Consider the following 24,694-nt stretch of genomic DNA (forward strand, 5'->3'; position numbering starts at 1 on the left):
GTTCTACAAGGGCACGATGTCCGGCGCCCCCAGCCGCGCCGCGTCCGCCGTCAGGTCGTCGGGCTGCCGCTGCGACTCCCGCTCGGCCTCCACCCGCTTCTCGTAGTGCTCGATCTCCCGGTCGATGTGGTCCTTGTCCCAGCCGAGCACCGGCGCCATCAGTTCGGCGGCCTCCCGCGCGCTGCGCGTCCCGCGATCGAACGTCTCGATCGAGATGCGCGTGCGCCGGGTCAGCACGTCGTCCAGGTGCCGGGCGCCCTCGTGCGAGGCGGCGTACACGATCTCGGCGCGCAGATAGTCGTCGGCCCCCTGCAGGGGCGCGCCCAGCGAGGCATCCGCGGCGATGAGCTCGAGGATCTCCTCGGTCAGCGTTCCGTACCGGTTCAGGAGGTGCTCCACGCGCACCACGTGGATACCGGTCCGGGCGGCGATCCGCGCTCGCGCGTTCCACAGCGCCGGGTACCCCTCGGCGCCGAGCAGCGGCACGTCCTCGGTGACGCTGTCGGCGACCCGCATGTCGAGCCCGTGCACCGCCTCGTCCACCGCGTCCTTGGCCATCACACGGTACGTGGTGTACTTGCCGCCCGCCACGACGACGAGCCCGGGCACCGGATGCGCCACGGTGTGCTCGCGCGACAGTTTGCTGGTGGCGTCCGACTCCCCGGCGAGCAGCGGGCGCAGACCCGCGTACACCCCCTGTACGTCGTCCCGGGTCAGCGGTACCGCGAGCACCGAGTTCACATGCTCCAGGAGGTAGTCGATGTCCGCGCTGGACGCGGCGGGGTGCGCCTTGTCGAGGTCCCAGCCGGTGTCCGTCGTCCCGACGATCCAGTGGCGGCCCCACGGGATGACGAACAGCACGGACTTCTCCGTGCGCAGGATCAGCCCGGTCGAGGAGTGGATGCGGTCCTTGGGCACGACGAGGTGGATGCCCTTGGACGCCCGGACGTGGAACTGTCCCCGCTCTCCCACCATCGCCTGGGTGTCGTCGGTCCACACGCCGGTCGCGTTCACGACCTGTTTGGCGCGGATCTCGTACTCGCCGCCCCCCTCCACGTCCTGCACGCGGGCGCCGACCACGCGTTCGCCCTCGCGCAGGAACCCGGTCACGCGTGCACGGTTGGCCACGCTCGCGCCGTACGACGCCGCCGTGCGCACGAGCGTCGCCACATATCGGGCGTCGTCCATCTGTGCGTCGTAGTACTGGAGGGCGCCGACCAGCGCGTCCTTCTTCAAGGCGGGTGCGACACGCAGGGCGTGACGGCGGGTCAGGTGGCGGTGGACGGGCAGCCCGCGGCCGTGACCACGGGCCATCGACATGGCGTCGTAGAGAGCGACGCCCGCTCCGGCGTACAGACGCTCCCAGCCCTGGTGCTGGAGCGGGTAGAGGAACGGCACCGGCTTCACCAGATGCGGGGCGAGCCGCTCCAGCAGCAGGCCGCGTTCCTTCAACGCCTCCCGCACAAGCGCGAAGTCGAGCATCTCCAGATAGCGCAGGCCGCCGTGGATGAGCTTGCTGGACCTGCTCGACGTGCCCGACGCCCAGTCACGCGCCTCGACCAGGCCCGTGGACAGACCGCGGGTGACGGCATCGAGCGCGGTGCCCGCACCGACCACGCCCGCGCCCACGACCAGCACGTCCAGCTCCCGCTCGGCCATTGCTGCGAGTGACTCGGCGCGTCGCGCCGGCCCCAGTGTCGCTGTCCTCACCGCTGCCTCCCGCTGTCAGTCGTGCCGGCCGCACCCGTCGGGGATGAGGCCCGGTCCGAATCCCCCATGACCAGATTCTGACCGGCTTGCCCGACTTCAGCCACCACTCACCCCCAGCCTGTGGACAACCCTCGACGACCGGCCGGAACACACAGTCAGCCAATCCCGCATGTCGGTCATATTTACTCCTAGTCTGACATTGCGCTCGCCCGTCCTGTCCACACGGCTTGCGCACCTGTCCCGCTTCGGCTATTGGGAAGGACGGCCCACTCCATGCCCGCAGATCTCGCCGTCATCGGACTCGGCCCCTACGGCCTGCCCCTGGCCCAGGCCGCCGTCGCCGCCGGCATCCCCACGCTCGGCTACAAGACGGGACCCGAGGCCGGCTCCCTCAGCGCCGCCGAACTGCGCCGGATGCTCTCGGGGGGCTTCCGGACGGCCGTCGGCCCGGCCGAGCTCGGCCGGGTGCGCACCGCGGTCATCTGCGCCCCGACCCCGCGGGGCGCGGACGGCGGACTCGATCTGAGCCAGGTGGAGACGGCCGCCCGCACCCTGGCCGCGCGGCTGCGCCCGCACACCACGGTGATCCTGGAGTCACCCGTGTACCCAGGCACCACGGAGGAATTCCTGCGCCCGCTCCTCGAAGAGGGCTCGGGGCTGCGCGCGGGCCGCGACTTCCATCTCGCGTACTCACCCAGCCGCGTCGACCCCGGCAACCGCGACTTCACCCCCGCCAACACCCCGAAGGTCATCGGCGGCCTCACCCCCGCCTGCACCGAGTCGGCCGCCGCCTTCTACGGCCGTCTCACCGACAAGGTGGTACGCGCGCGTGGACCACGCGAAGCGGAAACCGTGCAGCTGCTGGAGACCAACTACCGGCACGTCAACATCGCCCTCGTCAACGAGATGGCCGTCCTGTGCCACGGCCTGGGCGTCGACCTGTGGGACGTCATCCGCTGCGCGGAGACCAAGCCGTTCGGCTTCCAGGCCTTCCGCCCCGGCCCCGGCGTCGGCGGCCATGCCGTCCCACAGGACCTGACCGGGCACGCGGGCCGCACGCTGCGGATGGTCGAACTTGCCCAGCAGGTCAACAGCCAGATGCCCCGCTACGTCATCCAGCGCGCCGCGGCCCTCCTCAACGAGCACGGAAAGTCCGCGCGCGGGGCCCGCGTACTGCTCCTCGGCGTCGCCTACAAGCCCGACCTCGCCGACCAACAGGCCACTCCCGCCCACGAGATCGCGATCCGGCTGATGGAGCTGGGCGCCTCCGTCAGCTACCACGACCCGCACATCCCGTCCTGGAGCGTCCTGGACCGTCCGGTCCCGCGCGCCGACTCCCTCTACGAAGCCGCCGCGGACGCCGACCTGACGATCCTGCTCCAGCACCACCGCACCTACGACCTCCAGGGCCTGTCGGTGAAGGCCCAGCTCCTGCTGGACACGCGGGGGGCGACGCCGACCGGGGCCGCACACCGGCTCTGAGTACCGGCCTCCCCCTGAATTCCCTGGTGGAGCGGGCCGGTGTCTTTGCTACTCTTCGGCGACTCGTCGCACTGTCGTGCGCACACCACACCGCTCGTTCACCAGTCCCGTGGGGGGATCCCTGTCATGACCCAGCCAGTTCCGCCGCAGCCCGGCGACGGCAACCCGTACGCCCAGCAGCCCGTCGGCGGCAACCCGTACGCCGCCCAGCAGCCGGGCGACGGCAACCCGTACGCCCAGCAGCCCGGCGCCGTGCCGCCGCCCCCGGTGGTGGCCGCGCCGGTGCGCAACAACATCGCCCTCGGCCTTGTCGCCGCCGTGGTCGCGGCCCTGGTCACCGCCGGGATCTACGGCGGCATCGTCGGCGCCACCGAGTACGAGATCGGCTACGCGGCGATCGGCGTCGGCTTCGTCATCGGCTTCGCCGCGGGCAAGCTCGGCGGCCCCAACCCGGTGCTGCCCGTGGTGAGCGCCGTCCTCTCGCTGGGCGCCGTCTACCTCGGCCAGCTCATCGGCATCGCGATGATCGGCGCCGACGAGCTGGGCGTCTCCGCGACCACGCTGTTCACCGAGCACTTCGACCTGCTGACCGAGGGATGGAGCGAGACCGCCGACGCGATGACCTTCCTGTTCCTCGCCATCGGCGCGTTCGCCGCTTTCTCCGGCGCCAAGAAGGCAGCCACGGCGTAACGGCGTACCTCGAAAAGGGCCCGCCCACCTCCCGGTGGACGGGCCCTTTCACGTCGTACGGCTCACCGCTTGTGCTGTGAGTCCGCCACCGTCACCTCGACCCGCTGGAACTCCTTGAGCTCGCTGTAGCCGGTGGTGGCCATGGCGCGGCGCAGGGCGCCGAAGAAGTTCATCGAGCCGTCCGGCGTGTGGGACGGGCCGGTGAGAACCTCCTCGATGGTGCCGACCGTGCCCAGGTCGACCTTCTTGCCGCGCGGCAGCTCCTCGTTGACCGCCTCCATGCCCCAGTGGTGGCCCCTGCCCGGCGCGTCGGTCGCGCGCGCGAGCGGGGAGCCCATCATCACCGAGTCGGCGCCGCAGGCGATCGCCTTGGGCAGGTCGCCTGACCAGCCGACGCCGCCGTCCGCGATCACGTGCACGTACCGGCCGCCGGACTCGTCCATGTAGTCGCGGCGGGCGGCGGCCACGTCGGCCACGGCCGTGGCCATGGGGACCTGGATGCCCAGGACGTTGCGCGTGGTGTGGGCCGCGCCGCCGCCGAAACCGACCAGGACGCCGGCCGCGCCCGTACGCATCAGGTGCAGGGCCGCGGTGTACGTGGCGCAGCCGCCGACGATCACCGGGACGTCGAGCTCGTAGATGAACTGCTTCAGGTTCAGCGGCTCGTGCGAGCCGGAGACGTGCTCCGCCGAGACCGTCGTACCGCGGATGACGAAGATGTCCACGCCCGCGTCGACGACCGCCTTGGAGAACTGCGCGGTGCGCTGCGGGGACAGCGCTGCAGCGGTGACCACGCCCGAGTCGCGCACCTCCTTGAGGCGCGCACCGATCAGCTCCTCCTTGATGGGGGCGGAGTAGATCTCCTGGATGCGGCGGGTGGCCGTGTCCGCGTCCAGCTCGGCGATCTCGTCGAGCAGCGGCTGCGGGTCCTCGTACCGCGTCCACAGGCCCTCGAGGTTCAGCACGCCGAGGCCGCCGAGCTCGCCGATGCGGATCGCGGTGGCCGGGGAGACGACGGAGTCCATGGGAGCTGCCAGGAAGGGCAGCTCGAAGCGGTAGGCGTCGATCTGCCAGGCGATCGAGACCTCCTTCGGGTCCCGCGTACGGCGGCTGGGGACGACGGCGATGTCGTCGAAGGCGTACGCCCGGCGGCCGCGCTTGCCGCGCCCGATCTCGATCTCAGTCACGTCTGTGGCCTTTCCCTCTGCGTTTCAGCGTCTCCAGTATCGCCGACGGGTACGACAAGGGCGGCCCCGGAGCCTCCGGAGCCGCCCTCGGCATGCCTCACGCGTGCGTGAAGGTCATTTACGGCTGTAGTTCGGCGCCTCGACCGTCATCTGGATGTCGTGCGGGTGGCTCTCCTTCAGGCCCGCGGAGGTGATCCGGACGAAGCGGCCCTTCTCCTGGAGCTCCGGCACCGTCTGGCCGCCGACGTAGAACATCGACTGGCGCAGGCCGCCGACCAGCTGGTGGACGACGGAGGACAGCGGGCCGCGGTAGGGCACCTGGCCCTCGATGCCCTCGGGGACCAGCTGCTCGTCGGAGGCGACGCCCTCCTGGAAATAGCGGTCCTTGGAGAACGACTTGCGGTCGCCGCGGGACTGCATGGCGCCCAGCGAGCCCATGCCGCGGTACGACTTGAACTGCTTGCCGTTGATGAACATCAGCTCGCCCGGCGATTCCTCGCAGCCGGCCAGCAGCGAGCCGAGCATCACCGTGTCGGCGCCCGCGACCAGGGCCTTCGCGATGTCGCCGGAGTACTGCAGACCACCGTCGCCGATGACCGGGATGCCGGCCGCCTTGGCGGCGAGGGACGCCTCGTAGATGGCCGTGACCTGCGGTACGCCGATGCCGGCGACCACGCGGGTGGTACAGATCGAGCCGGGGCCGACGCCGACCTTGATGCCGTCGACACCGGAGTCGATGAGGGCCTGGGCGCCGTCGCGGGTGGCGATGTTGCCGCCGATGACGTCGACACCCGAAGAGTTGGACTTGATCTTGGCGACCATGTCGCCGACCAGCCTGGAGTGGCCGTGCGCGGTGTCGACGACGATGAAGTCGACACCGGCCTCGATCAGGGCCTGGGCGCGCTCGAAGGCGTCACCGGCGACACCGACCGCGGCACCGACGAGGAGCCGGCCCTCGCCGTCCTTCGCGGCGTTCGGGTACTTCTCCGCCTTGACGAAGTCCTTGACGGTGATCAGGCCCTTGAGGACGCCCTCGTCGTCGACCAGCGGAAGCTTCTCGATCTTGTGCTTGCGCAGCAGCTCCATGGCCTCGACACCGGAGATGCCGACCTTGCCGGTGACCAGCGGCATCGGCGTCATGACCTCGCGCACCCGGCGCGAGCGGTCGGTCTCGAAGGCCATGTCGCGGTTGGTGACGATGCCGAGCAGCTTCTTGTTGCCGTCGGTGACCGGGACTCCGCTGATGCGGAACTTGCCGCACAGCGCGTCGGCCTCGGCGAGCGTGGCGTCCGGGTGGATCGTGATGGGGTCCGTGACCATGCCGGACTCGGAGCGCTTCACCAGGTCCACCTGGTTGGCCTGGTCCTCGATGGAGAGGTTGCGGTGCAGTACACCGACGCCGCCCTGGCGGGCCATCGCGATCGCCATGCGCGACTCGGTGACCTTGTCCATGGCGGCGGACAGGAGCGGGATGTTGACCCGCACGTTCTTTGAGACGTGCGAGGCGGTGTCGATCTCGTCGGGCGCCATGTCCGACGCGCCCGGCAGCAGCAGCACGTCGTCGTAGGTCAGCCCGAGTGTCGCGAATTTACCGGGCACTCCGTCGACGTTGGCAGTCATGACACCTTCCCCAAATGGCCCTGATCGGTGCGGATGTCCATGCTAACGGGAAGCACGGCTCTCAAATTCCACGGTTCGAGGTGACTCCGGGCTTCGTATGTTCGTACGGAATCCGGGGAGCGCCTGTTCACTTGAAGGCGGGGCCTGGCACTTCCTATTGCTCGGCGAGCGCCCGCAGCCGGCTCAGCGCCCTGTGCTGTGCCACCCGGACGGCTCCCGGTGACATTCCCAACATCTGACCCGTCTCCTCGGCCGTGAGGCCCACCGCGATACGGAGCAGGAGCAGCTCGCGCTGGTTCTCGGGGAGGTTGGCGAGCAGTTTCTTGGCCCATTCGGCGTCGCTGCTCAGCAGGGCCCGCTCCTCGGGGCCAAGCGAGTCGTCCGGGCGCTCGGGCATCTCGTCCGACGGGACCGCCGTCGAGCCCGGATGGCGCATGGCCGCCCGCTGCAGATCGGCGACCTTGTGCGCGGCGATGGCGAAGACGAACGCCTCGAAGGGGCGGCCGGTGTCCTTGTAGCGCGGCAGGGCGAGGAGGACCGCGACGCAGACCTCCTGGGCCAGGTCCTCGACGAAGTGCCGCGCGTCGCCCGGTAGCCGGGACAGACGGGTGCGGCAATAGCGCAGCGCCAGGGGGTGGACATGGGCGAGCAGGTCGTGCGTGGCCTGCTCGTCCCCGTCGACTGCGCGGTGGACGAGCGCACCGATCGCCCCTTGGGCAGTGGCCGCATCGTCGTCACGCATCGGTCCATCGTGCCTTGGCGGCGTCCGATGCGTGGTACCACGCCCATTGTTGTGCACCGAAGCGTTATGAGCAGGTGCGCCGGAACTCATCCCCTGCGCCCTCCCCTTCCGCTCGACCGACTTGTCCCCGAGGAACTCCACACCTCAAGGATGCGGCATCCGCGGCGAAACGAGCAGCGGGCACCCGGCGGCCCCGTTTGCCATCCGCGCCCACCGTGCGGTAGGCGGGGATCCCCGGACGCTTCATGCCCCCCGCTACAACACACCCGACGCCCTGAGGATCTGTCCGGCGGATCTTGCCGGAGACGCGGGGTCCGGCACGCCATCCCCCACGCTCGGCTTCGCTCGGGCGGGAGGTGCCCCCACCGGCGTTGCCATCGGTTGCCGGCTCCCCCACGCTCGGCTTCGCTCGAGCGGGGGGACCGCCATGACCCCGCTCACCCGTGTTGTCCACATGCCGCCGCCTTCCTCCGACCTGATCGCCGGGCAGGCCCTGGGTCTCGTCACATTCCCGTCGTCCGCCCGGAGCGCGGGCCCCGCGGCGTCAGGTGCGTGCTCTCGGCGTGCCTGGCCCTGGCCCTCGTGCTGGATGCACTTGGGCAAAGGCCCGATGCGGCGAGTGGGGGCACCTCCCACGCCTTTTTAGGGCAGTGGGGGGAGCGTGCACGGCGTCGCGGGGCAGGCGGGAATGTGACGACAGGGCCTAGTGCCGGGTCAGCCAAGGTTTGCCCGTCAAGGAGCGGCGTCCGGTGCGTGCTCTCGGCGTGCCGGCCGGAAGTCCTCGTACTGGACGTACGCGGGCTTTCGGCCGGTGCGGCGAGAGGGCGTGCCGGGCGTCGCGACGGGGCGGACCTTGGCTGACCCGGCACTAGCGAACCAGGCCCCACCGGAAGCCGAGTGCCACGGCGTGCGCCCGGTCCGAGGCGCCGAGCTTCTTGAAGAGCCGCCGGGCGTGGGTCTTGACGGTGTCCTCGGAGAGGAACAGCTCGCGGCCGATCTCCGCGTTGGAGCGGCCGTGGCTCATGCCCTCGAGGACCTGGATCTCGCGCGCGGTGAGGGTGGGCGCGGCGCCCATCTCCGCGGAGCGCAGCCGGCGCGGGGCGAGCCGCCAGGTGGGGTCGGCGAGGGCCTGGGTGACGGTCGCCCGCAACTCCGCGCGGGAGGCGTCCTTGTGCAGATACCCGCGCGCGCCGGCGGCGACCGCGAGCGCCACGCCGTCGAGGTCCTCGGCGACGGTGAGCATGATGATGCGGGCACCGGGGTCGGCGGACAGCAGCCGGCGGACGGTCTCGACGCCGCCCAGCCCGGGCATGCGTACGTCCATAAGGATCAGGTCCGAGCGGTCGGCTCCCCAGCGGCGGAGGACTTCCTCGCCGTTGGCAGCCGTCGTCACGCGCTCGACGCCGGGCACGGTCGCGACCGCGCGGCGGAGCGCCTCTCGGGCAAGCGGGGAGTCGTCGCAGACGAGGACGGATGTCATGGCCGCCCTCCGCAGCTGATGCACGTCACCTTGAGCCTCCAGGCTGGTACGAATCGTCACCTGTGCGGTCGACCGGCTCGGACGCCTGCCCGAGCACTTGTTGTTTCAACCGCCTCCGCCCTCTCAACGACGGTCACTCGAAAGAGTTACGGGGCCGTATGCCATCTTCGGCACTCTACGTGAGGGCGCGGATACGGCGCAGACATGCGCGACGGACCCCCAATCTTTCATCACAACCCATGCCCCATTCAGCCTCTTTTCTTCCCATTTACTGGCGCGTGAGGCTAGATTCGCAATGAGTCATATTTTCATCTCCTTAGATAGTAGATGTACCGTCGTTGTCACCGTATCCGCACAGAACGGCTGCAAGGGGTCACGCAATGGCAGATTTCTCCCGCCTTCCCGGACCGAACGCGGACCTGTGGGACTGGCAGCTCCTGGCCGCCTGTCGCGGGGTGGACAGCTCGCTCTTCTTCCATCCGGAGGGCGAGCGCGGTGCGGCCCGGAGCGCTCGTGAGAACTCGGCCAAGGAGGTCTGCATGAGATGCCCCGTGCGCGCGCAGTGCGCGGCGCACGCGCTGGCGGTGCGCGAGCCGTACGGCGTGTGGGGCGGACTGACCGAGGACGAGCGCGAAGAACTCATGGGGCGGGCGCGCAACCGGCTGGTGTCGGCGTCGGCCCCCGGCGGCGGCGATACCGCGAGCCACTGAAACGTTTCTGCACCTCGGGCACGCGTCTGCGTGCCCTTACTTCTGCTCCGAGGCATGCCCTACGGGGACGCCGCGACGGACCTCATCTCGCCGCCGCCAGCACCAGCTGCTCCAGCGTCGCCGCCACCGCCGGCACCTGCGCAAGGTCGGGCAGCGTGAGCCCGACGATCTCCCGCCGCACCGCGGGCTCCAATGTCACCGTGCGTACACCCCGCGGCCGTACGGACTCGACGGCGAGCTGGGGCAGGACGGCGACGCCGAGACCCGCGCGCACCAGGCCCACGACCGCCGGATAGTCGTCGGTCGCGAAGTCGATGCGGGGCGTGAAGCCCGCTCCTTCGCACACCTCGACCAACTGGCCGCGACAGCGCGGGCAGCCCGCGATCCACGGCTCTTCCGCGAGTTCCACGATGGCGACGGACTCCGCGCCCGCGAGCCGGTGCCGTTCGGGGACGAGGGCGACCAGCCGGTCGGTCAGCAGCGGTCGTACGACGAGGTCTTCCCACTCCTCCGCCGATGCCCGCTCGTAGCGGAAGGCGAGTGCCACGTCGCAGTCGCCCTCGCGCAGCAGCTCGACGGAGGCCGGCGGCTCGGCCTCCTCCAGGGAGACGCGGGTGCCGGGGTGCGCGGCGCGCAGGGCGGCGAGGGCCGTGGGGACGAGGGTGGAGCTGCCGCTGGGGAAGGAGACGAGCCGTACCCTCCCGGCGCGCAGCCCCGCGATGGCGGCCACCTCCTCCTCCGCCGCGGTGAGTCCGGCGAGGATCCCCGCGGCGTGCCGGACCAGCGCCTCACCGGCCTGCGTCAGCCGCATCTCGCGCCCGCTGCGGATCAGCAGGGGCGTGCCCACCGAGGCCTCCAGGGCCTTCATCTGCTGGCTGACGGCGGGCTGGGTGCAGCCGAGCTCGCGGCCCGCGGCCGAGAAGGAGCCGGTGGTGGCCACGGCGCGCAGCACGCGGAGATGACGGGCTTCGATCATCCTTCGAGAATAAGTGATTCTTTGGTACGCCGCCGAATATTCCGTAGACGCTTTGACTCCTGGGCACCTACCGTGCGGCCATGAAGCTTCTGTCTGTGAACCTGGGCCGCGCGAAGTCCGTGCCGTACACGGACCAGCCGGAGGGACTGACCGGTATCGACAAGCGGCCGGCCGACGGGCCGGTGCGGGTGTCGGCTCCCGGGCCCAAGGGGGTCGGGGCGAGCGGACTGGCCGGGGACGCGGTGTGCCACACACGCCATCACGGCGGCGACGACCAGGCGGTGTACGCGGTGGCGCGCGAGGACCTGGACGACTGGGAGCGCGAGCTGGGGCGGCCGCTGGCGAGCGGTGCGTTCGGCGAGAACCTCACGACCGTGGGCCTGGACGTGTCGGGCGCCCGGATCGGGGAGCGCTGGCGCGTCGGGCCGGAGGTGGTCCTCGAGGTCACCAGCGGGCGGATTCCGTGCCGGACCTTCCAGGGCCATCTCGCTGAGAAGGGGTGGGTGAAGCGATTCACGCGCAAGGGTGCGCCGGGGGCGTATCTGCGGGTGATCGAACCCGGTGAGATACGCGCCGGGGACCCGGTCGAGATCGTGCACCGTCCGGATCACGACGTGACGGTGGCGGTGCAGTTCCGGGCGGTGACCACCGAGCGGGCGCTGCTGCCCGGGCTGCTCGCGGCGGGTGCGGCGCTGCACCCGGAGTCGCTGGAGGCGGCACGGAAGTACGTGGAGAAGTACGGGTCGTGACGGGGTCTCACCGGACGGTTACCGCCGTACCTCCACTGATCGGGAGGGTGCGGGCAGGAACCGGACGTGCTCGGTCGTGTCACTAATGTTGCGCCATGACAACGGCTTTGATTACGGGATCGACCGCGGGCATCGGTGCCGCGTTCGCGCGGCGGCTCGCGGCTGACGGACACGACCTGGTCCTGGTGGCACGGGACACCAAACGGCTGCGGGAGCAGGCGACCGAACTGCACGACCGGCACGGCATCGAGGCGGAGGTGCTGACGGCGGACCTGGCGGCGGACGGCGGCATCGAGGCGGTGGCGGCCAGGCTCTCCGACCGCAGGAATCCCGTCGACCTGCTGATCAACAACGCCGGCTTCGGCAACAAGGGCCGCTATCTCGACGTGTCCATGGCCGACGAGCTGAAGATGCTCAAGGTGCACTGCGAGGCGGTGCTGCGGCTGACGTCGGCGGCCACGGAGGCCATGCGGGAGCGAGGCCGCGGCGGCGTCGTCAACGTCGCCTCGGTCGCGGCGTTCGTGCCGCGCGGGACGTACGGGGCGTCCAAGGCGTGGGTCGTGCAGTTCACGCAGGGAGCGGCGCGGGATCTGGCGGGCAGCGGGGTGCGTCTGATGGCGCTGTGCCCCGGGTTCGTGCGCACGGAGTTCCATGAGCGGGCCGGGATGGGCACGGACAACATCCCCGGCTGGATGTGGCTGGACGCGGACAAACTTGTGGCGGCGGCGCTCGGGGATCTGGCGCGCGGCAAGTCGGTGTCCATCCCGGATGCGCGGTACAAGGCGTTGATGGGCGTCGCGAAGGTGGTGCCGAGGGGCCTGCTCGGGGGGATCAGTTCCCGGACCGGGCGCAAGTACGGGCCGCAGTGAGCCTTCCGCCGACCGGGTGACGTCGGCCCTCTGGTGAGAAAATGGGCGGGACAACAGCGGGCCCAGGGGGGCTGGAGGCTGCGTCATGACGTTCGTACAGCTCATCGACTGCAAGACCAGCCGGTTCGACGAGTTGAACCAGCTGATGGACAGGTGGGTCGAGCAGACTCATGGGAAGCGGACCGCGACACACGACCTGGTCGGCAGGGACCGGTCCGACGCGTCGCACTTCGTGGAGATCGTGGAGTTTCCGTCGTACGAGGAGGCGATGCGGAACTCGAACCTGCCCGAGACCGACAGGATCTTCCAGGAGATGGTCGCTCTCTGCGACGAGATGCCCACGTTCACCGATCTGGACGTGGTGCGCGACGAGCAGTTGTACGCGGCGAACGCGCGGCGGCTGTTCGAGACCGCCGCGACCAGGGGCGACCTGCCGCCGCTCGACGGGCTGATGGCCGAGGACTACCACGACCACGATCCCGCCAACGAGCAGGACACCATCGGCATGGACGCCATGCGGCGCGAGATGGAGATGTGGCGCGGCGGCTTCGACTTCGCGTTCACGATCGAGGACCAGATCTCCGAAGGTGACAGGGTGTGCACCCGTTGGACCTGGCAGGGCACCCACAAGGGCGACTTCATGGGGATTCCGGCCAGCCGGAAGCAGGTCACGATGACCGGGACGACCACCTTCCGGTGCCGCGAGGACGGGAAGATCGCCGAGGGCTGGTGGCAGTACGACCGGCTGGGGCTGATGGCCCAGCTGGGGGCGCTGGAAGCGCTGGAGAAGTAGCACGCCGGTGAGGCCCGGCACCCGAACGCCGGTGGGGCCCGGCACCCCCGTGGGTGCCGGGCCTCACTCGCTGCTCGAACGGCTCGCGTCAGTGCGCGTGGCCGTGACCGTGGCCCGCGGCGGACGGCTCTTCCTCTTCCTTCTTCTCGACGACCAGGGTCTCGGTCGTCAGCAGGAGGGAGGCGATGGAGGCGGCGTTCTCCAGGGCGGAGCGGGTGACCTTGACCGGGTCGATGACGCCCTGCTTCACCAGGTCGCCGTACTCGCCGGTCGCGGCGTTGAAGCCCTGGCCCTTCTCGAGCTCGGCGACCTTGGAGGTGATGACGTAGCCCTCGAGGCCGGCGTTCTCGGCGATCCAGCGCAGCGGCTCGACGGCGGCGCGACGGACGACCGCGACACCCGTGGCCTCGTCGCCGGTCTTGCCGAGGTTGCCCTCGAGGACCTTCACGGCGTGGACCAGAGCGGAGCCACCACCGGAGACGATGCCCTCCTCGACCGCGGCGCGGGTCGCGGAGATGGCGTCCTCCAGACGGTGCTTCTTCTCCTTCAGCTCCACCTCGGTGGCGGCGCCGACCTTGATCACGCACACGCCGCCGGCCAGCTTCGCAAGGCGCTCCTGGAGCTTCTCGCGGTCCCAGTCGGAGTCCGTGTTCTCGATCTCGGCCTTGATCTGCGCGACGCGGCCGTGGACGTCCTCGGACTTGCCGGCGCCGTCGACCAGCGTCGTGTCGTCCTTGGTGACCGTGACACGGCGGGCGGAGCCGAGCACGTCCAGGCCGACCTGGTCGAGCTTGAGGCCGACCTCCTCGGAGACGACCGTGGCGCCGGTGAGGATCGCCATGTCCTGCAGCATCGCCTTGCGGCGGTCACCGAAGCCGGGGGCCTTGACCGCGACCGCGTTGAAGGTGCCGCGGATCTTGTTCACGACGAGGGTGGAGAGGGCCTCGCCCTCCACGTCCTCGGCGATGATCAGCAGCGGCTTGGAGGAGTTGGTCTGGATGACCTTCTCCAGCAGCGGCAGCAGGTCCTGGATCGAGGAGATCTTGCCCTGGTTGATGAGGATGTACGGCTCGTCGAGGACGGCCTCCATGCGCTCCTGGTCCGTCACGAAGTACGGCGACAGGTAGCCCTTGTCGAAGGCCATGCCCTCGGTGAAGTCCAGCTCCAGACCGAAGGTGTTGGACTCCTCGACGGTGATGACACCGTCCTTGCCGACCTTGTCCATCGCCTCGGCGATGAGCTCGCCGACCTGCGTGTCCTGGGCGGACAGACCGGCGACGGCGGCGATGTCGGACTTCTCGTCGATCGGGCGGGCGGTCGCGAGGAGCTCCTCGGAGACCGCGGCGACGGCGGCGTCGATGCCCTTCTTCAGGGCGGCCGGGGAGGCACCCGCGGCGACGTTCCTCAGGCCCTCGCGCACCAGCGCCTGGGCGAGCACGGTGGCGGTGGTGGTGCCGTCACCCGCGATGTCGTTGGTCTTGGTCGCCACCTCCTTCACCAGCTGGGCGCCGAGGTTCTCGTACGGGTCCTCGACCTCGACCTCGCGGGCGATGGTGACACCGTCGTTGGTGATGGTGGGAGCGCCGAACTTCTTGTCGATGACGACGTTGCGGCCCTTCGGGCCGATCGTCACCTTGACCGTGTCGGCAAGCTTGTTGACGCCGCGCTCGAGGGCGCGACGGGCGTCCTCGTCGAACTTCAGGATCTTCGCCATGGGAGCGTGAGCCCTCTCGGAAATCTAGGTGAAAAGAGACTGCGCCCCGGGCGCCCGGCTAGTTATTGGTCGCGGGGGCCAGGGGCGCAGCTCAAAGCAAATGCTTCAGGGTGAATTACTTCTCGATGATCGCGAGCACGTCGCGAGCCGAGAGGACGAGGTACTCCTCGCCGTTGTACTTCACCTCGGTGCCGCCGTACTTGCTGTACAGCACGATGTCGCCGGTCTTGACGTCGAGCGGAAGACGCTCGCCGTTCTCGAAGCGGCCCGGGCCCACGGCCAGGACGACGCCCTCCTGGGGCTTCTCCTTGGCGGTGTCCGGGATGACCAGGCCAGAGGCGGTGGTCTGCTCGGCGTCGAGCGGCTGGACCACGATGCGGTCCTCGAGCGGCTTGATGGCAACCTTGGAGCTGGTGGTCGTCACGATCCGACCTCCCCCTTCGGAGATCTCACGGGGTTAACTGTCTGAGGTGGCGACCAGGTCGATCCGTCGTCGCGGGTGCCGGACCTGCCCGTCGCTTGGTTGGCACTCTCCAGGGGGGAGTGCCAGTGCCGAGACTATGACCGCGATTAGCACTCGGTCAAGCGGAGTGCCAATGCCCACGGCGTGGCGGCGGGTTTTCGGCGGGCGTTCCCGTGTTGTTGCCCTGTGCCGGCGTGTCTGGGGCTGCCGCCCCCAGGCCCCCGCTTTCGGCCTGAACGGCCTCGTCCGCAAACGCCGGACGGGCCGGCACGCCGCGGCCGGCGCCGAGAAGAGCGTTACAGGTAGTCCTCCAGCCGACCCACCGTCAGCCCCGCCCCCCGCGCCTCCCGCAGCAGCCGAGCCGTCCGTTCCCTCAGTGTCGTGCCGGTCGGCTCCCTCGACGGGAGCGACACGATGTCGCCGGGGCGCAGGCGGTGCTCGCCCTCGGCGTAGGTGAGGGTGCCGTCGCCTTCCATGGACGAGCGCCACAGGACGACCGCCGAGAGACCGCAGTCGGCGGCGGCGCGGAGGGTGGTCGTGTCGTACGTGCCGTAGGGAGGCCGGAAGAGACGGGGGCGGATGCCGAAGCGGGACTTGAGTTTGTCCTGCTGGCCGCAGATCTCGGCGCGCTGGCCGGCATAGGGCAGGCCGCGCAGGGCGGCGTGGTCGAGGGTGTGGTTCTGGACGCCCGCGCCGACCGACTGGAGGCGGGCGAAGTGGCCGTAGCCCGGTCCGACGACGCTGTCCGTGAGGAACAGGCTGATGGGGAGCCGCAGTTCACGGACCATGTCAACGAACCGCGGGTCCTTCTCGGCGCCGTCGTCGTAGGTCAGGAAGACCACCCGGTCGCGGGTGCGGACGCGGTCCACGACGGGCGGGAGGCCCGAGCCCGCCGTGCGCGCGCCGGCGGGCCGGTCGGGCGGGTGCGGGGCCGGGAGCACGGGGGCGGTGAGGCCCCACCGGCGGTACGCGGGCTTCCCGGCCGGCCCGTGCGTTCCCACCTTCCGGGCCGCCTTCTTGCCGAGCCGTTCGATGGGATCGACGGACTGGGCGCAGCCGCCGAGGAGTGCGGCCGCCAGCGCCGCGGCCGCCAGCGCCCGCAGCCTCACAGGTAGTCCTCCAGCCGGGCCACCGCGTACCCCTTGGCCGTGATCTTGTCCATGAAGCGGCGGATCATGTCGGGCATCGTGCCCTTCCACAGCTCCCTGCCGCGGAAGTGGCTGAGGACGATGTCGCCGGGGTGGATGTCCCGGTCCCACTCGCGGTACTCCCAGCGGTCGACGAAGACCTCCTGGTCCCACAGCGGGGCGTACTTGATGCCGCAGCTCTTCGCGGCGCGCAGGGTGTCCTGGTTGTAGCTGCCGAAGGGCGGGCGGAAGAGGGCCGGCCGTGTGCCGTAGCGCTTCTCGATCACGTCCTGCATGCCGCAGATCTCGCGCTTCTGGCGGGCGTACGACAGCCCTGGCAGGTACGGGTGGTGCAGGGTGTGGTTGTCCAGCACCACCCCCCTGTCCTGCATCCGTTTGAAGTAGCCGTAGTCCTCCTTGATCAGGTAGTCGCTGAGGAAGGCGGTGTACGGGATCTTCAGGTCGCTCATCATGCGCAGGAAGGCCCGGTCCTTCTCGGCGCCGTCGTCGATGGTGAGGAAGACGACCTTCTGCTTGGTGGGGACGGTGGTGAAGACCGGGGGGAGGCCGAGTTCCTCGTGGTCGTCCACCTCGAAGCCCTTGCGGGTCTTGATGACCGGCTTCTTCGCGGGGGGCGGCGGTGCCGGCAGCGGGACCTTCGCCAGACCCCAGCGCTTCGTGGCGGCGACCCGGGCGGCCTGCGCGGCGCGCAGTTGGGCGGCGTACTGCTGGAGGGCGCGGGCCGGGGGCGCCTTCAGGGGCTGCTGTCCGGAGGCCGGTTGCACTTCCTCGGAGCCGCTCGGGGCGCAGCCCGAGGCGAGGGCGGCCACGGCGAGCACGGCGACTGCGCCGCGGACCCGCGCCACCACAGAAGTCCGGTATTTGTCATTTTTTCGTACTGCTCGCATGGGCCCGGATCTTCGCAGGACACCACCGCCGCCCCCGGCCGACACCCCGGCCCGCCCCGTCTCCGGAGGCGCACCATCCACCGACTGGCCCACAATGAGCCGGTGAACGACCTCGACGCCCTCCTCACCCCCGAAGGCCGCGCCCTCCTCGACGAGGTGCGCGGCACCGACCCCGCGCGGGAACTCGCCGTCGCCACCCGGCTGCGGCGCGAGCACCCCGCCGAACTGGTGTCGGCCGCGCTCGGGCAGGCGCGGCTGCGGCAGCGGGCGGCGGCGAAGTTCGGGGCCGAGGACGCGGGGCGGATGTTCTTCACACCGAACGGGGTCGAGCAGTCGACCCGGGCGAGCGTGGCGACGTACCGGGCCGGACGTCTGAAGGCGCTGGGGGTCACCTCCGTCGCGGACCTGTGCTGCGGGATCGGCGGGGACGCGATCGCGCTGGCCCGTGCCGGGATCCGGGTCCTCGCAGTGGACCGGGACCCGCTGACGGCGGCGGCGGCGCGCGCGAACGCGGAGGCGCTGGGCCTCGCCGGCCTGATCGAGGTACGGGAGGCGGACGTCACGGACGTGGACACGGCCGGCTACGACGCCGTGTTCGTCGACCCCGCCCGGCGCGGCGGCAGGCCGGGAGGGGCCGCGCGAGGCGCGTCACCGAGGGGCGGTGGCCGGGCGACGGGCGGGAGGATCTTCGACCCGGAGGCGTACTCACCGCCGCTGTCGTGGGCGGTGGAAGCGGCCCGCAGGGCGCCGCACGCCGCTCTGAAGATCGCCCCCGGCATCCCGCACGAGACGGTGCCCGCCGAGGCCGAGGCGGAGTGGATCTCCGACGGCGGGGACGTGAAGGAGGCGGTGCTGTGGTTCGGCACCGCGCCGGGGGCGGTGCGCGCCACCCTGCTGCCGGGGCCGCGCACGCTGCTCGGACGCGGCCTGCCGGACCCTCGGGTACGCCCTGTCGGACGCTACCTGTACGAGCCCGACGGCGCCGTCATCCGGGCCCATCTGGTCGCGGACGTGGCCGAGGAACTCGACGGCGGGCTGATCGACGAGACCATCGCGTACATCACCGCGGACGGGCTGCGGCCGACGCCGTACGCCTCGGCCTACGAGATCACCGACCAACTGCCCTTCAACGTGAAGAGGTTGAAGGCTCTGTTGCGGGAGCGCGAGGTCGGGGTCCTGACGGTGAAGAAGCGGGGATCGGCGGTCGAGCCGGAGGAACTGCGGCGCAAGGCGCTTCCCAGGTCGCACGGCCCCAACTCGGCCACCGTGTTCCTGACACGCGTCGCGGGGGCCCCGACCATGCTGGTCGGAGCTCCCGCGGGGGCGCCTGCCGCCGCTCCTGACCGGCCGTCGTCCGCAGCACCGTGAGATCCGGCGCCGTGGCGTCCGGGCGGGCCGGAGCGGAGGAACCGGCCGTCGCCGGGGCGAACGAACTCGCCGTCGGCTCCGGGCCGTTGCAGAAGGGCGTGCAGCCCCACTGGCTGCTGCTCGCGCTGATCGCGGTGCCCGGGAGTCCAGCGCCGTGGTCGAGACCGAGCCGGTGCCGCCGAACGCCACCGGGAAGTTGATGCCCGCGGCCCCGTTGACCAGGGGCGGCCACGCCGGCTGTCCGGACACGCCGTTCAGGTGGCTGCGGGGCGCGCGATGGCGTCACTCCCGTTACGGCAGCTGCGCAAGGGCCATCATGTCTGGCCCAGCTCCCGCACGCGGGCCGCCAGCAGGTCCCGTTCCCGCTCGTTGCGCGTCAGCCGCGCGGCCCGTTCGAACTCGGCTGCCGCTTCCGCCGTACGCCCCAGCCGCGCCAGCAGATCGCCTCGCACACTCGGCAGCAGGTGGTAGTCCCGCAGGGCGGGGTCGGCGGCGAGGGCTTCGACGATCTCCAGGGCCGGGCCGGGGCCCTCGGCCATCGAGACGGCGACCGCGAGGTTGAGTTCGACGACGGGGGACGGGGCGCGGGCGGCGAGCAGACCGTAGAGGGTGGCGATCTTCTGCCAGTCGGTCTCCTCGTAGGAGTACGCGAACGCGTGGCAGGCGGCGATCGCGGCCTGGAGGGCGTACGGGCCCGGGGCGCCGGTTGCGGTGGCGGTGGCGCGGTCCAGGGCGGTGATGCCGCGGGCGATGAGCATGCGGTTCCAGCGGCGGCGGTTCTGGTCCCTGAGGAGGACGGGCTCGCCGTGCGGGCCGGTGCGGGAGGCGGCGCGGGACGCCTGGAACTCCAGGAGGGAGGCCAGGCCGTGCACCTCCGGCTCCTTGGGCATCAGACCCGCCAGCACGCGGGCCAGGCGCAGGGCGTCCTCGCACAGGGCCGGGCGCAGCCAGTCGTCGCCGGCCGTCGCGGCGTACCCCTCGTTGAAGATCAGGTAGATGACGTCGAGGACGGAGCCGAGGCGGGCCTCGCGGTCGGGACCGTACGGCACCTCGAAGGCGACGTTCCTCGTCGCCAGGGTGCGCTTGGCGCGCACGATGCGCTGGGCGACCGTCGGCTCCGGTACCAGGAACGCCCGGGCGATCTCGGCCGTGGTCAGGCCGCCGAGCAGCCGCAGCGTGAGGGCGATGCGGGCCTCGGCGGAGAGGACCGGGTGGCAGGCGGTGAAGACCAGCCGGAGCAGGTCGTCGTCGATGTCGTCGGGGTCGGCAGGCTCGTCCGGCGGCGCTTCGGCCGAAAGGTCCCGCCCGATCTCCTGCAGCTTGCGGGCGTAGTTCTCCCGGCGCCGGATCAGGTCGACCGCGCGGTGCCGGGCGGCCGCCATGAGCCAGGCGCCCGGGTTGTCCGGCACCCCGTCCCGGGGCCACTGCTCCAGGGCGGCCACCAGCGCGTCCTGCGCCAGTTCCTCGGCGATACCGACGTCCCGCACGATGCGGGCGACGCCGGCGATGATGCGCGGGGACTCGATCCGGAAGACGGTCTCGACGGTGCCGCGCGGGTCGGCGGACGGCGGGACCGTGGAGGGCTGTGAGCTCACAACCCTCCATGCAACACCCGCGGCCGCCCGACGCCAAGGAAGGCTCAGCCCTCCGCGATCTCCCGCACCTCGCAGGTCACCGTCCAGTGAGCCTCGTGGATCTTCAGGAACCGCTTGGTCCACTCGAGGGCCTCGGCCTTGTCCTTGCACTGCATGATCGCGTAGCCGCCCACAACCTCCTTGGACTCGGTGAAGGGCCCGTCCGTGACGGACAGCTCCCCGCCCTCCCAGCGCACCCGGGTGCCCTGCGCCGACGGTGTGAGCCCCTGGGTGTCGAGCATCACGCCCGCCTTGGTGACCTCCTCGATCAGCTCGCCCATCCTCTGCATCAGCTCGGGGCTGGGGCCCTCGGCCGGCGCGGTCTTCTCGTCGATCTGCACGAGCGACAGGTAACGCGGCATGGTGACTCCTCGTGTCGGTGGGGCCGGGACCTTTCCGGCCTCTCACCCCTGCGTCGATCGGGAGGCACCGGGATCGACACGCGGGCCGAATTTTCTCCGAAGATTCTTCCGCGGTCCCGTTTTCGCTGGTCAGCGCAGCGACTCCCACAGCTCGCTCAGCTCCGGCTCGTCCTGAGGGAGTCGATGCCGGTGTCCGTGGTCAGGCTGCCGGTCACCGCGTCGGCGACGTCGTACAGCTTGGGCGGGTCGGAGAGGAGGTTCGTCGAGGAGCCGTTCCAGCAGGTGCTTCACCAGCTTCTGCCAGTGCGACACGGAGGTGTCGCAGGCGTCCTGACCCTTCCGTTCAGCCGGCGCCCACCGACTCGAACCGCCACCGATGCACCGGACGGCCCGCCAGCTCCCCGGTCGGCTCCGGAAGTTCGGGCAGTTCGGCGTCGTACGCCGCGTCCCACCACGTGATGACCAGCACCCGGTCCTGCGGGGCCCGGAAGGTCTCCCGGCGCAGGGGCTGCCGCGGCAGCTCCTGCGCGCGGGCCCAGGCCAGCAGTTCCCCGCCGCGTCCGGAGACCGCCCGCGCCTCCCACATCAACGCGACCGTCACGAGTACAGGTTCTCCTTGCTCATCTCGTGGACGTGGTCGTGTCCGGGCACGTGCGGGTCGGTCACCGGCAGAGACGAGTCCGCCGACAGGTCCCAGCTCGACGCGGCACGGCCCCGGGCCACCATCTCCGCACCCAGCGCCGCGACCATCGCCCCGTTGTCGGTGCACAGCTTGGGCCGCGGGACGCGCAGCCGGATCCCGGCCGCCTCGCAGCGCTCCTGGGCCAGCACCCGCAGCCGGGAGTTGGCCGCGACTCCACCGCCGATCATCAGGTGGTCGACGCCCTCGTCCTTGCAGGCCCGCACGGCCTTCCGCGTCAGCACGTCGACGACGGCCTCCTGGAAGGAGGCCGCCACATCGCGCACCGGTACCTCCTCGCCCGCCGCCCGCTTCGCCTCGATCCAGCGGGCCACGGCCGTCTTCAGACCGGAGAAGGAGAAGTCGTACGCCGGGTCGCGCGGGCCGGTCAGACCGCGCGGGAACGCGATCGCCGACGGGTCGCCCTCCTTCGCGTACCGGTCGATCACCGGGCCGCCCGGGAAGCCCAGGTTCAGGACGCGTGCGATCTTGTCGAAGGCCTCGCCGGCCGCGTCGTCGATCGTCGCGCCCATCGGTTGTACGTCCGAGGTGATGTCCGAGGACAGCAGCAGGGAGGAGTGCCCGCCGGACACCAGCAACGCCATCGTCGGCTCCGGCAGCGCTCCGTGCTCCAGCTGGTCGACGCAGATGTGGGAGGCGAGGTGGTTGACGCCGTACAGGGGCTTGCCGAGCGCGTAGGCGTACGCCTTCGCCGCCGAGACGCCGACCAGCAGCGCACCGGCCAGTCCGGGGCCGGCGGTCACCGCGACGCCGTCCAGGTCCCGCGCGCTCACCCCCGCTTCCTTCAGCGCGCGGTCGATGGTCGGCACCATCGCCTCCAGGTGCGCCCGCGAGGCGACCTCGGGCACCACCCCGCCGAAGCGGGCGTGCTCGTCGACGCTGGAGGCGACGGCGTCGGCCAGCAGGGTGGTGCCGCGGACGATGCCGACACCGGTCTCGTCGCAGGAGGTCTCGATGCCGAGTACGAGAGGCTCGTCGCGTGAGTCAGCCATTGATCTCGGTTCCTTGTTCGGAGGTTGCGCCCGCGGCGGAGCCGCTGCCGGATGCCGTGGTCAGTCGCATCACCAGGGCGTCGACGTTGCCCGGCTGGTAGTAGCCGCGCCGGAACCCGATGGCTTCGAAGCCGAAGCGCTCGTACAGCTTCCGGGCGCGGGTGTTGTCGATCCGGCACTCGAGCATCACCTCGGCGCACTCGAAGTCGCTCGCGGCCACGAGCAGTTCGGTCAGCAGCTGTCCGCCGAGCCCCGTCCCCCACTGGTCGCGGGCCACGGCGATGGTCTGGATGTCTGCGAGGTCTCCCGAGGCGGCGAGGCCGGCGTAGCCGACGATGCGGTCGGCGCGTTCGGCGACGAGGTACCGCCGGGTCGCCCCGGGCCCTCGCGAATGGGCCAGTTCGGACCAGAACATCCCCCGCGACCAGGCGTCCTCGGGGAAGAGGTCCCTCTCCAGCCCGAGCACGGGGTCGATGTCCCACCAGCGCATCTCGCGCAGTCGAGAGGTCATGGCGTCGGTCACTTGGGGGTGACCACCTTGTAGTTCTTGGGGACCTGGGCGTCCGGGCGGCGCAGATACAGCGGCCGGGGGGCCGGGAGCTCCTGGCCCGCGGCCAGCTTCTCGGCGGCCAGGGAGGCGAGGGCGGCGGCGGACACGTGCTCGGGCTCGTGCGTGTTCGGGAAGGTGTCCGGATACAGCAGCGCGCCGGCGCCGACGGCGGGCAGTCCTGCCACCCGGTCGGCGATGTCGGCTGGACGGTCCACGGCGGGGTCGGTCAGACGCGTACGGGAGTCGGCGTACCGCGCCCAGTAGACCTCCTTGCGGCGGGCGTCGGTCGCCACGACGAAGGGGCCCTTCTCGATGTCGGCCGCGTAGGCGAGGCCGTCGAGCGTGCACACGCCGTGCACGGGGACGCCCAGCGCGAGCCCGAAGGTGTCCGCGGTCATCAGGCCGACGCGCAGCCCCGTGTAGGGGCCGGGGCCGATGCCGACGACGATGCCGGTGACGGCGTCGAGCCTGAGCCCGGCCTCGGCGAGCACGCGGTCCACGGCCGGCAGCAGCAGCTCTCCGTGCCGGCGCGCGTCCACCTGGCTGGAGGAGGCGATGACGGCCGTGCCGTCGTGCAGGGCGACGGTGACGGCGGGGGTGGCGGTATCCAGAGCGAGCAAGAGCACGCAAACAGCCTACGGCTCCCCGGGGTCCGTGTCGGACGCCGCGGGACAACAGGGATTCCGACACGGGCCGCGCACCCCGCAACGGCCGCCCCGGTCGGGCGGGCGCCTGCTGCTACCGTCGCCACGAAGCGCGACGTACGAGACGACCGAGGTGGGCGACGGTGGCAACAGGCAGCGCCGGATTCGTGGCCGGGCTCACCATGGCCGCGCTCGCGACGGTCGGCGTCCTCGCCTACCAGGCCTCGGCGAGCGTCCCGGACGGCCTGGGCGGGGCGAACGCGCACACCTCCCCCGCCGCGGCCGCCTCGAAGGCGCCACGGGACAAGAGGAACCCGGCCGCCCTGCCCGCCGCGTCCGGCACGGGCCGGCGGGTCGTGTACTCGGTGGACGACGACCGGGTGTGGCTGGTCGGAGCGGGCAACAAGGTAAGGCGTACGTTCAAGGTCACCCCCGGTTCGGTCGACCCGGCCCCGGGCGTCTACCGGGTCACGTCCCGCTCCGGGGCGATCACCGGCACCGACGGCACCCCCATCGAGCACGTCGTGCGGTTCACCAGCAGGGACGGGGTGTCCATCGGCTTCAGCGCGGCCGTGGAGGGCCCGCGGACGCCGGTCGATCCGAAGGTGCGCACGGGCGGCATCCGGGAGTCCCGCGCGGACGGCGACGCGATGTGGAGGTTCGCGACGGTCGGCGAGCCGGTCGTCGTCATCCGTTAGGTCTCCGCCAGGTGCTGTCCGCGGCTCAGTCGCCCGTTCGGGCTACGCGGCCTCGCGGTGGTCCTTGACGGGTGCCGGCCGCTGCGGCTCGGGCTCGCGCGGCGGCGTCGAGATCACGTCCGCCGCCGCACATGCCGCCAGCAGATCACGCATGGACACCACGCGGGGCAGCGCCTCGTCTCGTTCCGTGGCCGGCATGTACGCCTCCTGAGGTCCCGGGGGGCGAACGTAGTTAGGCACACCTAACTACGGACTGGGTAACCATGTGACCACGCGCAAGACGCCGAACGCAACATCTTGCCGACGTCTTGTCGGAACGTTCATCGCACTCATCGGGTCGGCCGGCCCCGCAGGCCGCGGCGCCGCAGCGCTCGGATTCACGGCGGCGGGGGCCCGCCGCGCCACGAACCGCGGACCGCCGCTCGGGCCAAGGACCCACCCGCAGCTCACGCGGAAAGCACGCTCAGACCCACCAGCCCGCCGCTTCACGCGGAAAGCACGCTCAGACCAGCCCGCAGCTCACGCG

The 24,694-nt window shown here is 71.1% G+C and carries 25 protein-coding genes and 1 pseudogene; 8 read left to right on the forward strand and 18 right to left on the reverse strand.

What is annotated here, in order from left to right; all coding sequences use genetic code 11:
• Positions 1 to 3: 3 nt before the first annotated feature.
• Positions 4 to 1,710, reverse strand: coding sequence for a glycerol-3-phosphate dehydrogenase/oxidase (locus ACZ562_RS08005; protein ID WP_471175097.1), 1,707 nt, complete (start codon positions 1,708 to 1,710; stop codon positions 4 to 6).
• Positions 1,711 to 1,983: 273 nt separating this feature from the next.
• Between ACZ562_RS08005 and ACZ562_RS08010 the strand changes: the two genes are divergently transcribed.
• Both ACZ562_RS08010 and ACZ562_RS08015 read left to right on the forward strand, forming a co-directional pair.
• Positions 1,984 to 3,192, forward strand: a complete 1,209-nt coding sequence (locus ACZ562_RS08010; protein WP_471175099.1) for a nucleotide sugar dehydrogenase — start codon at positions 1,984 to 1,986, stop codon at positions 3,190 to 3,192.
• A gap of 126 nt (positions 3,193 to 3,318) precedes the next feature.
• The gene (locus tag ACZ562_RS08015; RefSeq protein WP_471175101.1) at positions 3,319 to 3,882 is read left to right on the forward strand and encodes a hypothetical protein; all 564 of its coding nucleotides are present in this window, start codon (positions 3,319 to 3,321) and stop codon (positions 3,880 to 3,882) included.
• A 62-nt stretch (positions 3,883 to 3,944) separates the two neighbouring features.
• Here the strand turns inward: ACZ562_RS08015 and ACZ562_RS08020 are convergent, their stop codons facing one another.
• From ACZ562_RS08020 to ACZ562_RS08035, 4 genes are all read right to left on the reverse strand, one after another.
• Positions 3,945 to 5,069, reverse strand: a complete 1,125-nt coding sequence (locus ACZ562_RS08020; protein ID WP_471175103.1) for a GuaB3 family IMP dehydrogenase-related protein — start codon at positions 5,067 to 5,069, stop codon at positions 3,945 to 3,947.
• 114 nt (positions 5,070 to 5,183) lie between these two features.
• Entirely contained in the window at positions 5,184 to 6,689 is a 1,506-nt protein-coding gene (guaB, locus tag ACZ562_RS08025) for an IMP dehydrogenase (RefSeq protein ID WP_471175106.1), read from the reverse strand.
• 154 nt (positions 6,690 to 6,843) lie between these two features.
• Positions 6,844 to 7,431: a sigma-70 family RNA polymerase sigma factor gene (locus tag ACZ562_RS08030; protein WP_471175108.1), complete on the reverse strand. Its 588-nt coding sequence runs from the start codon at positions 7,429 to 7,431 to the stop codon at positions 6,844 to 6,846.
• 868 nt (positions 7,432 to 8,299) lie between these two features.
• Positions 8,300 to 8,911, reverse strand: a complete 612-nt coding sequence (locus ACZ562_RS08035) for a response regulator transcription factor (RefSeq protein WP_003948568.1) — start codon at positions 8,909 to 8,911, stop codon at positions 8,300 to 8,302.
• Positions 8,912 to 9,291: 380 nt separating this feature from the next.
• Between ACZ562_RS08035 and ACZ562_RS08040 the strand changes: the two genes are divergently transcribed.
• Positions 9,292 to 9,621 carry a WhiB family transcriptional regulator gene (locus ACZ562_RS08040; RefSeq protein WP_471175110.1) on the forward strand — a complete coding sequence of 110 codons (330 nt, stop codon included), beginning with the start codon at positions 9,292 to 9,294 and terminating at the stop codon, positions 9,619 to 9,621.
• Positions 9,622 to 9,703: 82 nt separating this feature from the next.
• Here ACZ562_RS08040 and ACZ562_RS08045 read toward each other — a convergent pair whose 3' ends face one another.
• Entirely contained in the window at positions 9,704 to 10,597 is an 894-nt protein-coding gene (locus tag ACZ562_RS08045) for a LysR family transcriptional regulator (RefSeq protein ID WP_471175112.1), read from the reverse strand.
• Between the two features lie 80 nt (positions 10,598 to 10,677).
• Here ACZ562_RS08045 and ACZ562_RS08050 point away from each other — a divergent pair, with 80 nt between their 5' ends.
• From ACZ562_RS08050 to ACZ562_RS08060, 3 genes are all read left to right on the forward strand, one after another.
• A complete protein-coding gene (locus ACZ562_RS08050) occupies positions 10,678 to 11,346 on the forward strand; it encodes an MOSC domain-containing protein (RefSeq protein ID WP_471175114.1) in 669 nt (222 codons plus the stop codon).
• Between the two features lie 95 nt (positions 11,347 to 11,441).
• Positions 11,442 to 12,215 carry an SDR family NAD(P)-dependent oxidoreductase gene (locus tag ACZ562_RS08055; protein ID WP_471175116.1) on the forward strand — a complete coding sequence of 258 codons (774 nt, stop codon included), beginning with the start codon at positions 11,442 to 11,444 and terminating at the stop codon, positions 12,213 to 12,215.
• 85 nt (positions 12,216 to 12,300) lie between these two features.
• Positions 12,301 to 13,008, forward strand: a complete 708-nt coding sequence (locus ACZ562_RS08060) for an ester cyclase (protein WP_471175118.1) — start codon at positions 12,301 to 12,303, stop codon at positions 13,006 to 13,008.
• A gap of 88 nt (positions 13,009 to 13,096) precedes the next feature.
• On the opposite strand, the gene groL is transcribed toward ACZ562_RS08060, so the two are convergent.
• The 4 genes from groL to ACZ562_RS08080 form a co-directional block, all read right to left on the reverse strand.
• Positions 13,097 to 14,722 (reverse strand): chaperonin GroEL, encoded by a 1,626-nt coding sequence (gene groL, locus ACZ562_RS08065; RefSeq protein ID WP_471175120.1) that lies wholly within the window; start codon positions 14,720 to 14,722, stop codon positions 13,097 to 13,099.
• A 115-nt stretch (positions 14,723 to 14,837) separates the two neighbouring features.
• The gene (gene groES / locus ACZ562_RS08070) at positions 14,838 to 15,146 is read right to left on the reverse strand and encodes a co-chaperone GroES (RefSeq protein WP_003998759.1); all 309 of its coding nucleotides are present in this window, start codon (positions 15,144 to 15,146) and stop codon (positions 14,838 to 14,840) included.
• Positions 15,147 to 15,481: 335 nt separating this feature from the next.
• A complete protein-coding gene (locus tag ACZ562_RS08075; RefSeq protein ID WP_471175122.1) occupies positions 15,482 to 16,294 on the reverse strand; it encodes a polysaccharide deacetylase family protein in 813 nt (270 codons plus the stop codon).
• Entirely contained in the window at positions 16,291 to 17,220 is a 930-nt protein-coding gene (locus tag ACZ562_RS08080) for a polysaccharide deacetylase family protein (RefSeq protein WP_471175124.1), read from the reverse strand. Before ACZ562_RS08080 ends, ACZ562_RS08075 begins: the two co-directional genes overlap by 4 nt.
• Positions 17,221 to 17,322: 102 nt before the next feature.
• Between ACZ562_RS08080 and ACZ562_RS08085 the strand changes: the two genes are divergently transcribed.
• Positions 17,323 to 18,588: a class I SAM-dependent methyltransferase gene (locus ACZ562_RS08085; RefSeq protein ID WP_471175126.1), complete on the forward strand. Its 1,266-nt coding sequence runs from the start codon at positions 17,323 to 17,325 to the stop codon at positions 18,586 to 18,588.
• 314 nt (positions 18,589 to 18,902) lie between these two features.
• On the opposite strand, the gene ACZ562_RS08090 is transcribed toward ACZ562_RS08085, so the two are convergent.
• The 7 genes and pseudogenes from ACZ562_RS08090 to tsaB form a co-directional block, all read right to left on the reverse strand.
• A complete protein-coding gene (locus ACZ562_RS08090) occupies positions 18,903 to 20,183 on the reverse strand; it encodes an RNA polymerase sigma factor (protein ID WP_471175128.1) in 1,281 nt (426 codons plus the stop codon).
• Between the two features lie 44 nt (positions 20,184 to 20,227).
• Positions 20,228 to 20,584, reverse strand: coding sequence for a YciI family protein (locus ACZ562_RS08095; RefSeq protein ID WP_471175130.1), 357 nt, complete (start codon positions 20,582 to 20,584; stop codon positions 20,228 to 20,230).
• 173 nt (positions 20,585 to 20,757) lie between these two features.
• Positions 20,758 to 20,884 (reverse strand): annotated as a pseudogene (locus ACZ562_RS08100) (LCP family protein); the annotation flags it as partial.
• A gap of 43 nt (positions 20,885 to 20,927) precedes the next feature.
• Positions 20,928 to 21,185, reverse strand: coding sequence for a hypothetical protein (locus ACZ562_RS08105; protein WP_471175132.1), 258 nt, complete (start codon positions 21,183 to 21,185; stop codon positions 20,928 to 20,930).
• Positions 21,182 to 22,276 (reverse strand): tRNA (adenosine(37)-N6)-threonylcarbamoyltransferase complex transferase subunit TsaD, encoded by a 1,095-nt coding sequence (gene tsaD / locus ACZ562_RS08110; RefSeq protein ID WP_471175134.1) that lies wholly within the window; start codon positions 22,274 to 22,276, stop codon positions 21,182 to 21,184. The genes ACZ562_RS08105 and tsaD overlap by 4 nt, the downstream gene beginning before the upstream one ends.
• Positions 22,269 to 22,787: a ribosomal protein S18-alanine N-acetyltransferase gene (gene rimI / locus ACZ562_RS08115; protein ID WP_471175668.1), complete on the reverse strand. Its 519-nt coding sequence runs from the start codon at positions 22,785 to 22,787 to the stop codon at positions 22,269 to 22,271. The genes tsaD and rimI overlap by 8 nt, the downstream gene beginning before the upstream one ends.
• An 8-nt stretch (positions 22,788 to 22,795) precedes the next feature.
• Positions 22,796 to 23,452, reverse strand: a complete 657-nt coding sequence (gene tsaB, locus ACZ562_RS08120) for a tRNA (adenosine(37)-N6)-threonylcarbamoyltransferase complex dimerization subunit type 1 TsaB (RefSeq protein WP_471175136.1) — start codon at positions 23,450 to 23,452, stop codon at positions 22,796 to 22,798.
• Between the two features lie 161 nt (positions 23,453 to 23,613).
• On the opposite strand from tsaB, the gene ACZ562_RS08125 reads away from it, so the two are divergent.
• The gene (locus tag ACZ562_RS08125) at positions 23,614 to 24,168 is read left to right on the forward strand and encodes a hypothetical protein (RefSeq protein ID WP_471175138.1); all 555 of its coding nucleotides are present in this window, start codon (positions 23,614 to 23,616) and stop codon (positions 24,166 to 24,168) included.
• A gap of 42 nt (positions 24,169 to 24,210) precedes the next feature.
• Here the strand turns inward: ACZ562_RS08125 and ACZ562_RS08130 are convergent, their stop codons facing one another.
• Positions 24,211 to 24,366 carry a hypothetical protein gene (locus tag ACZ562_RS08130; RefSeq protein ID WP_471175140.1) on the reverse strand — a complete coding sequence of 52 codons (156 nt, stop codon included), beginning with the start codon at positions 24,364 to 24,366 and terminating at the stop codon, positions 24,211 to 24,213.
• Between the last annotated feature and the right edge of the window lie 328 nt (positions 24,367 to 24,694).

Source organism: Streptomyces sp. NPDC040410 (assembly GCF_055595715.1).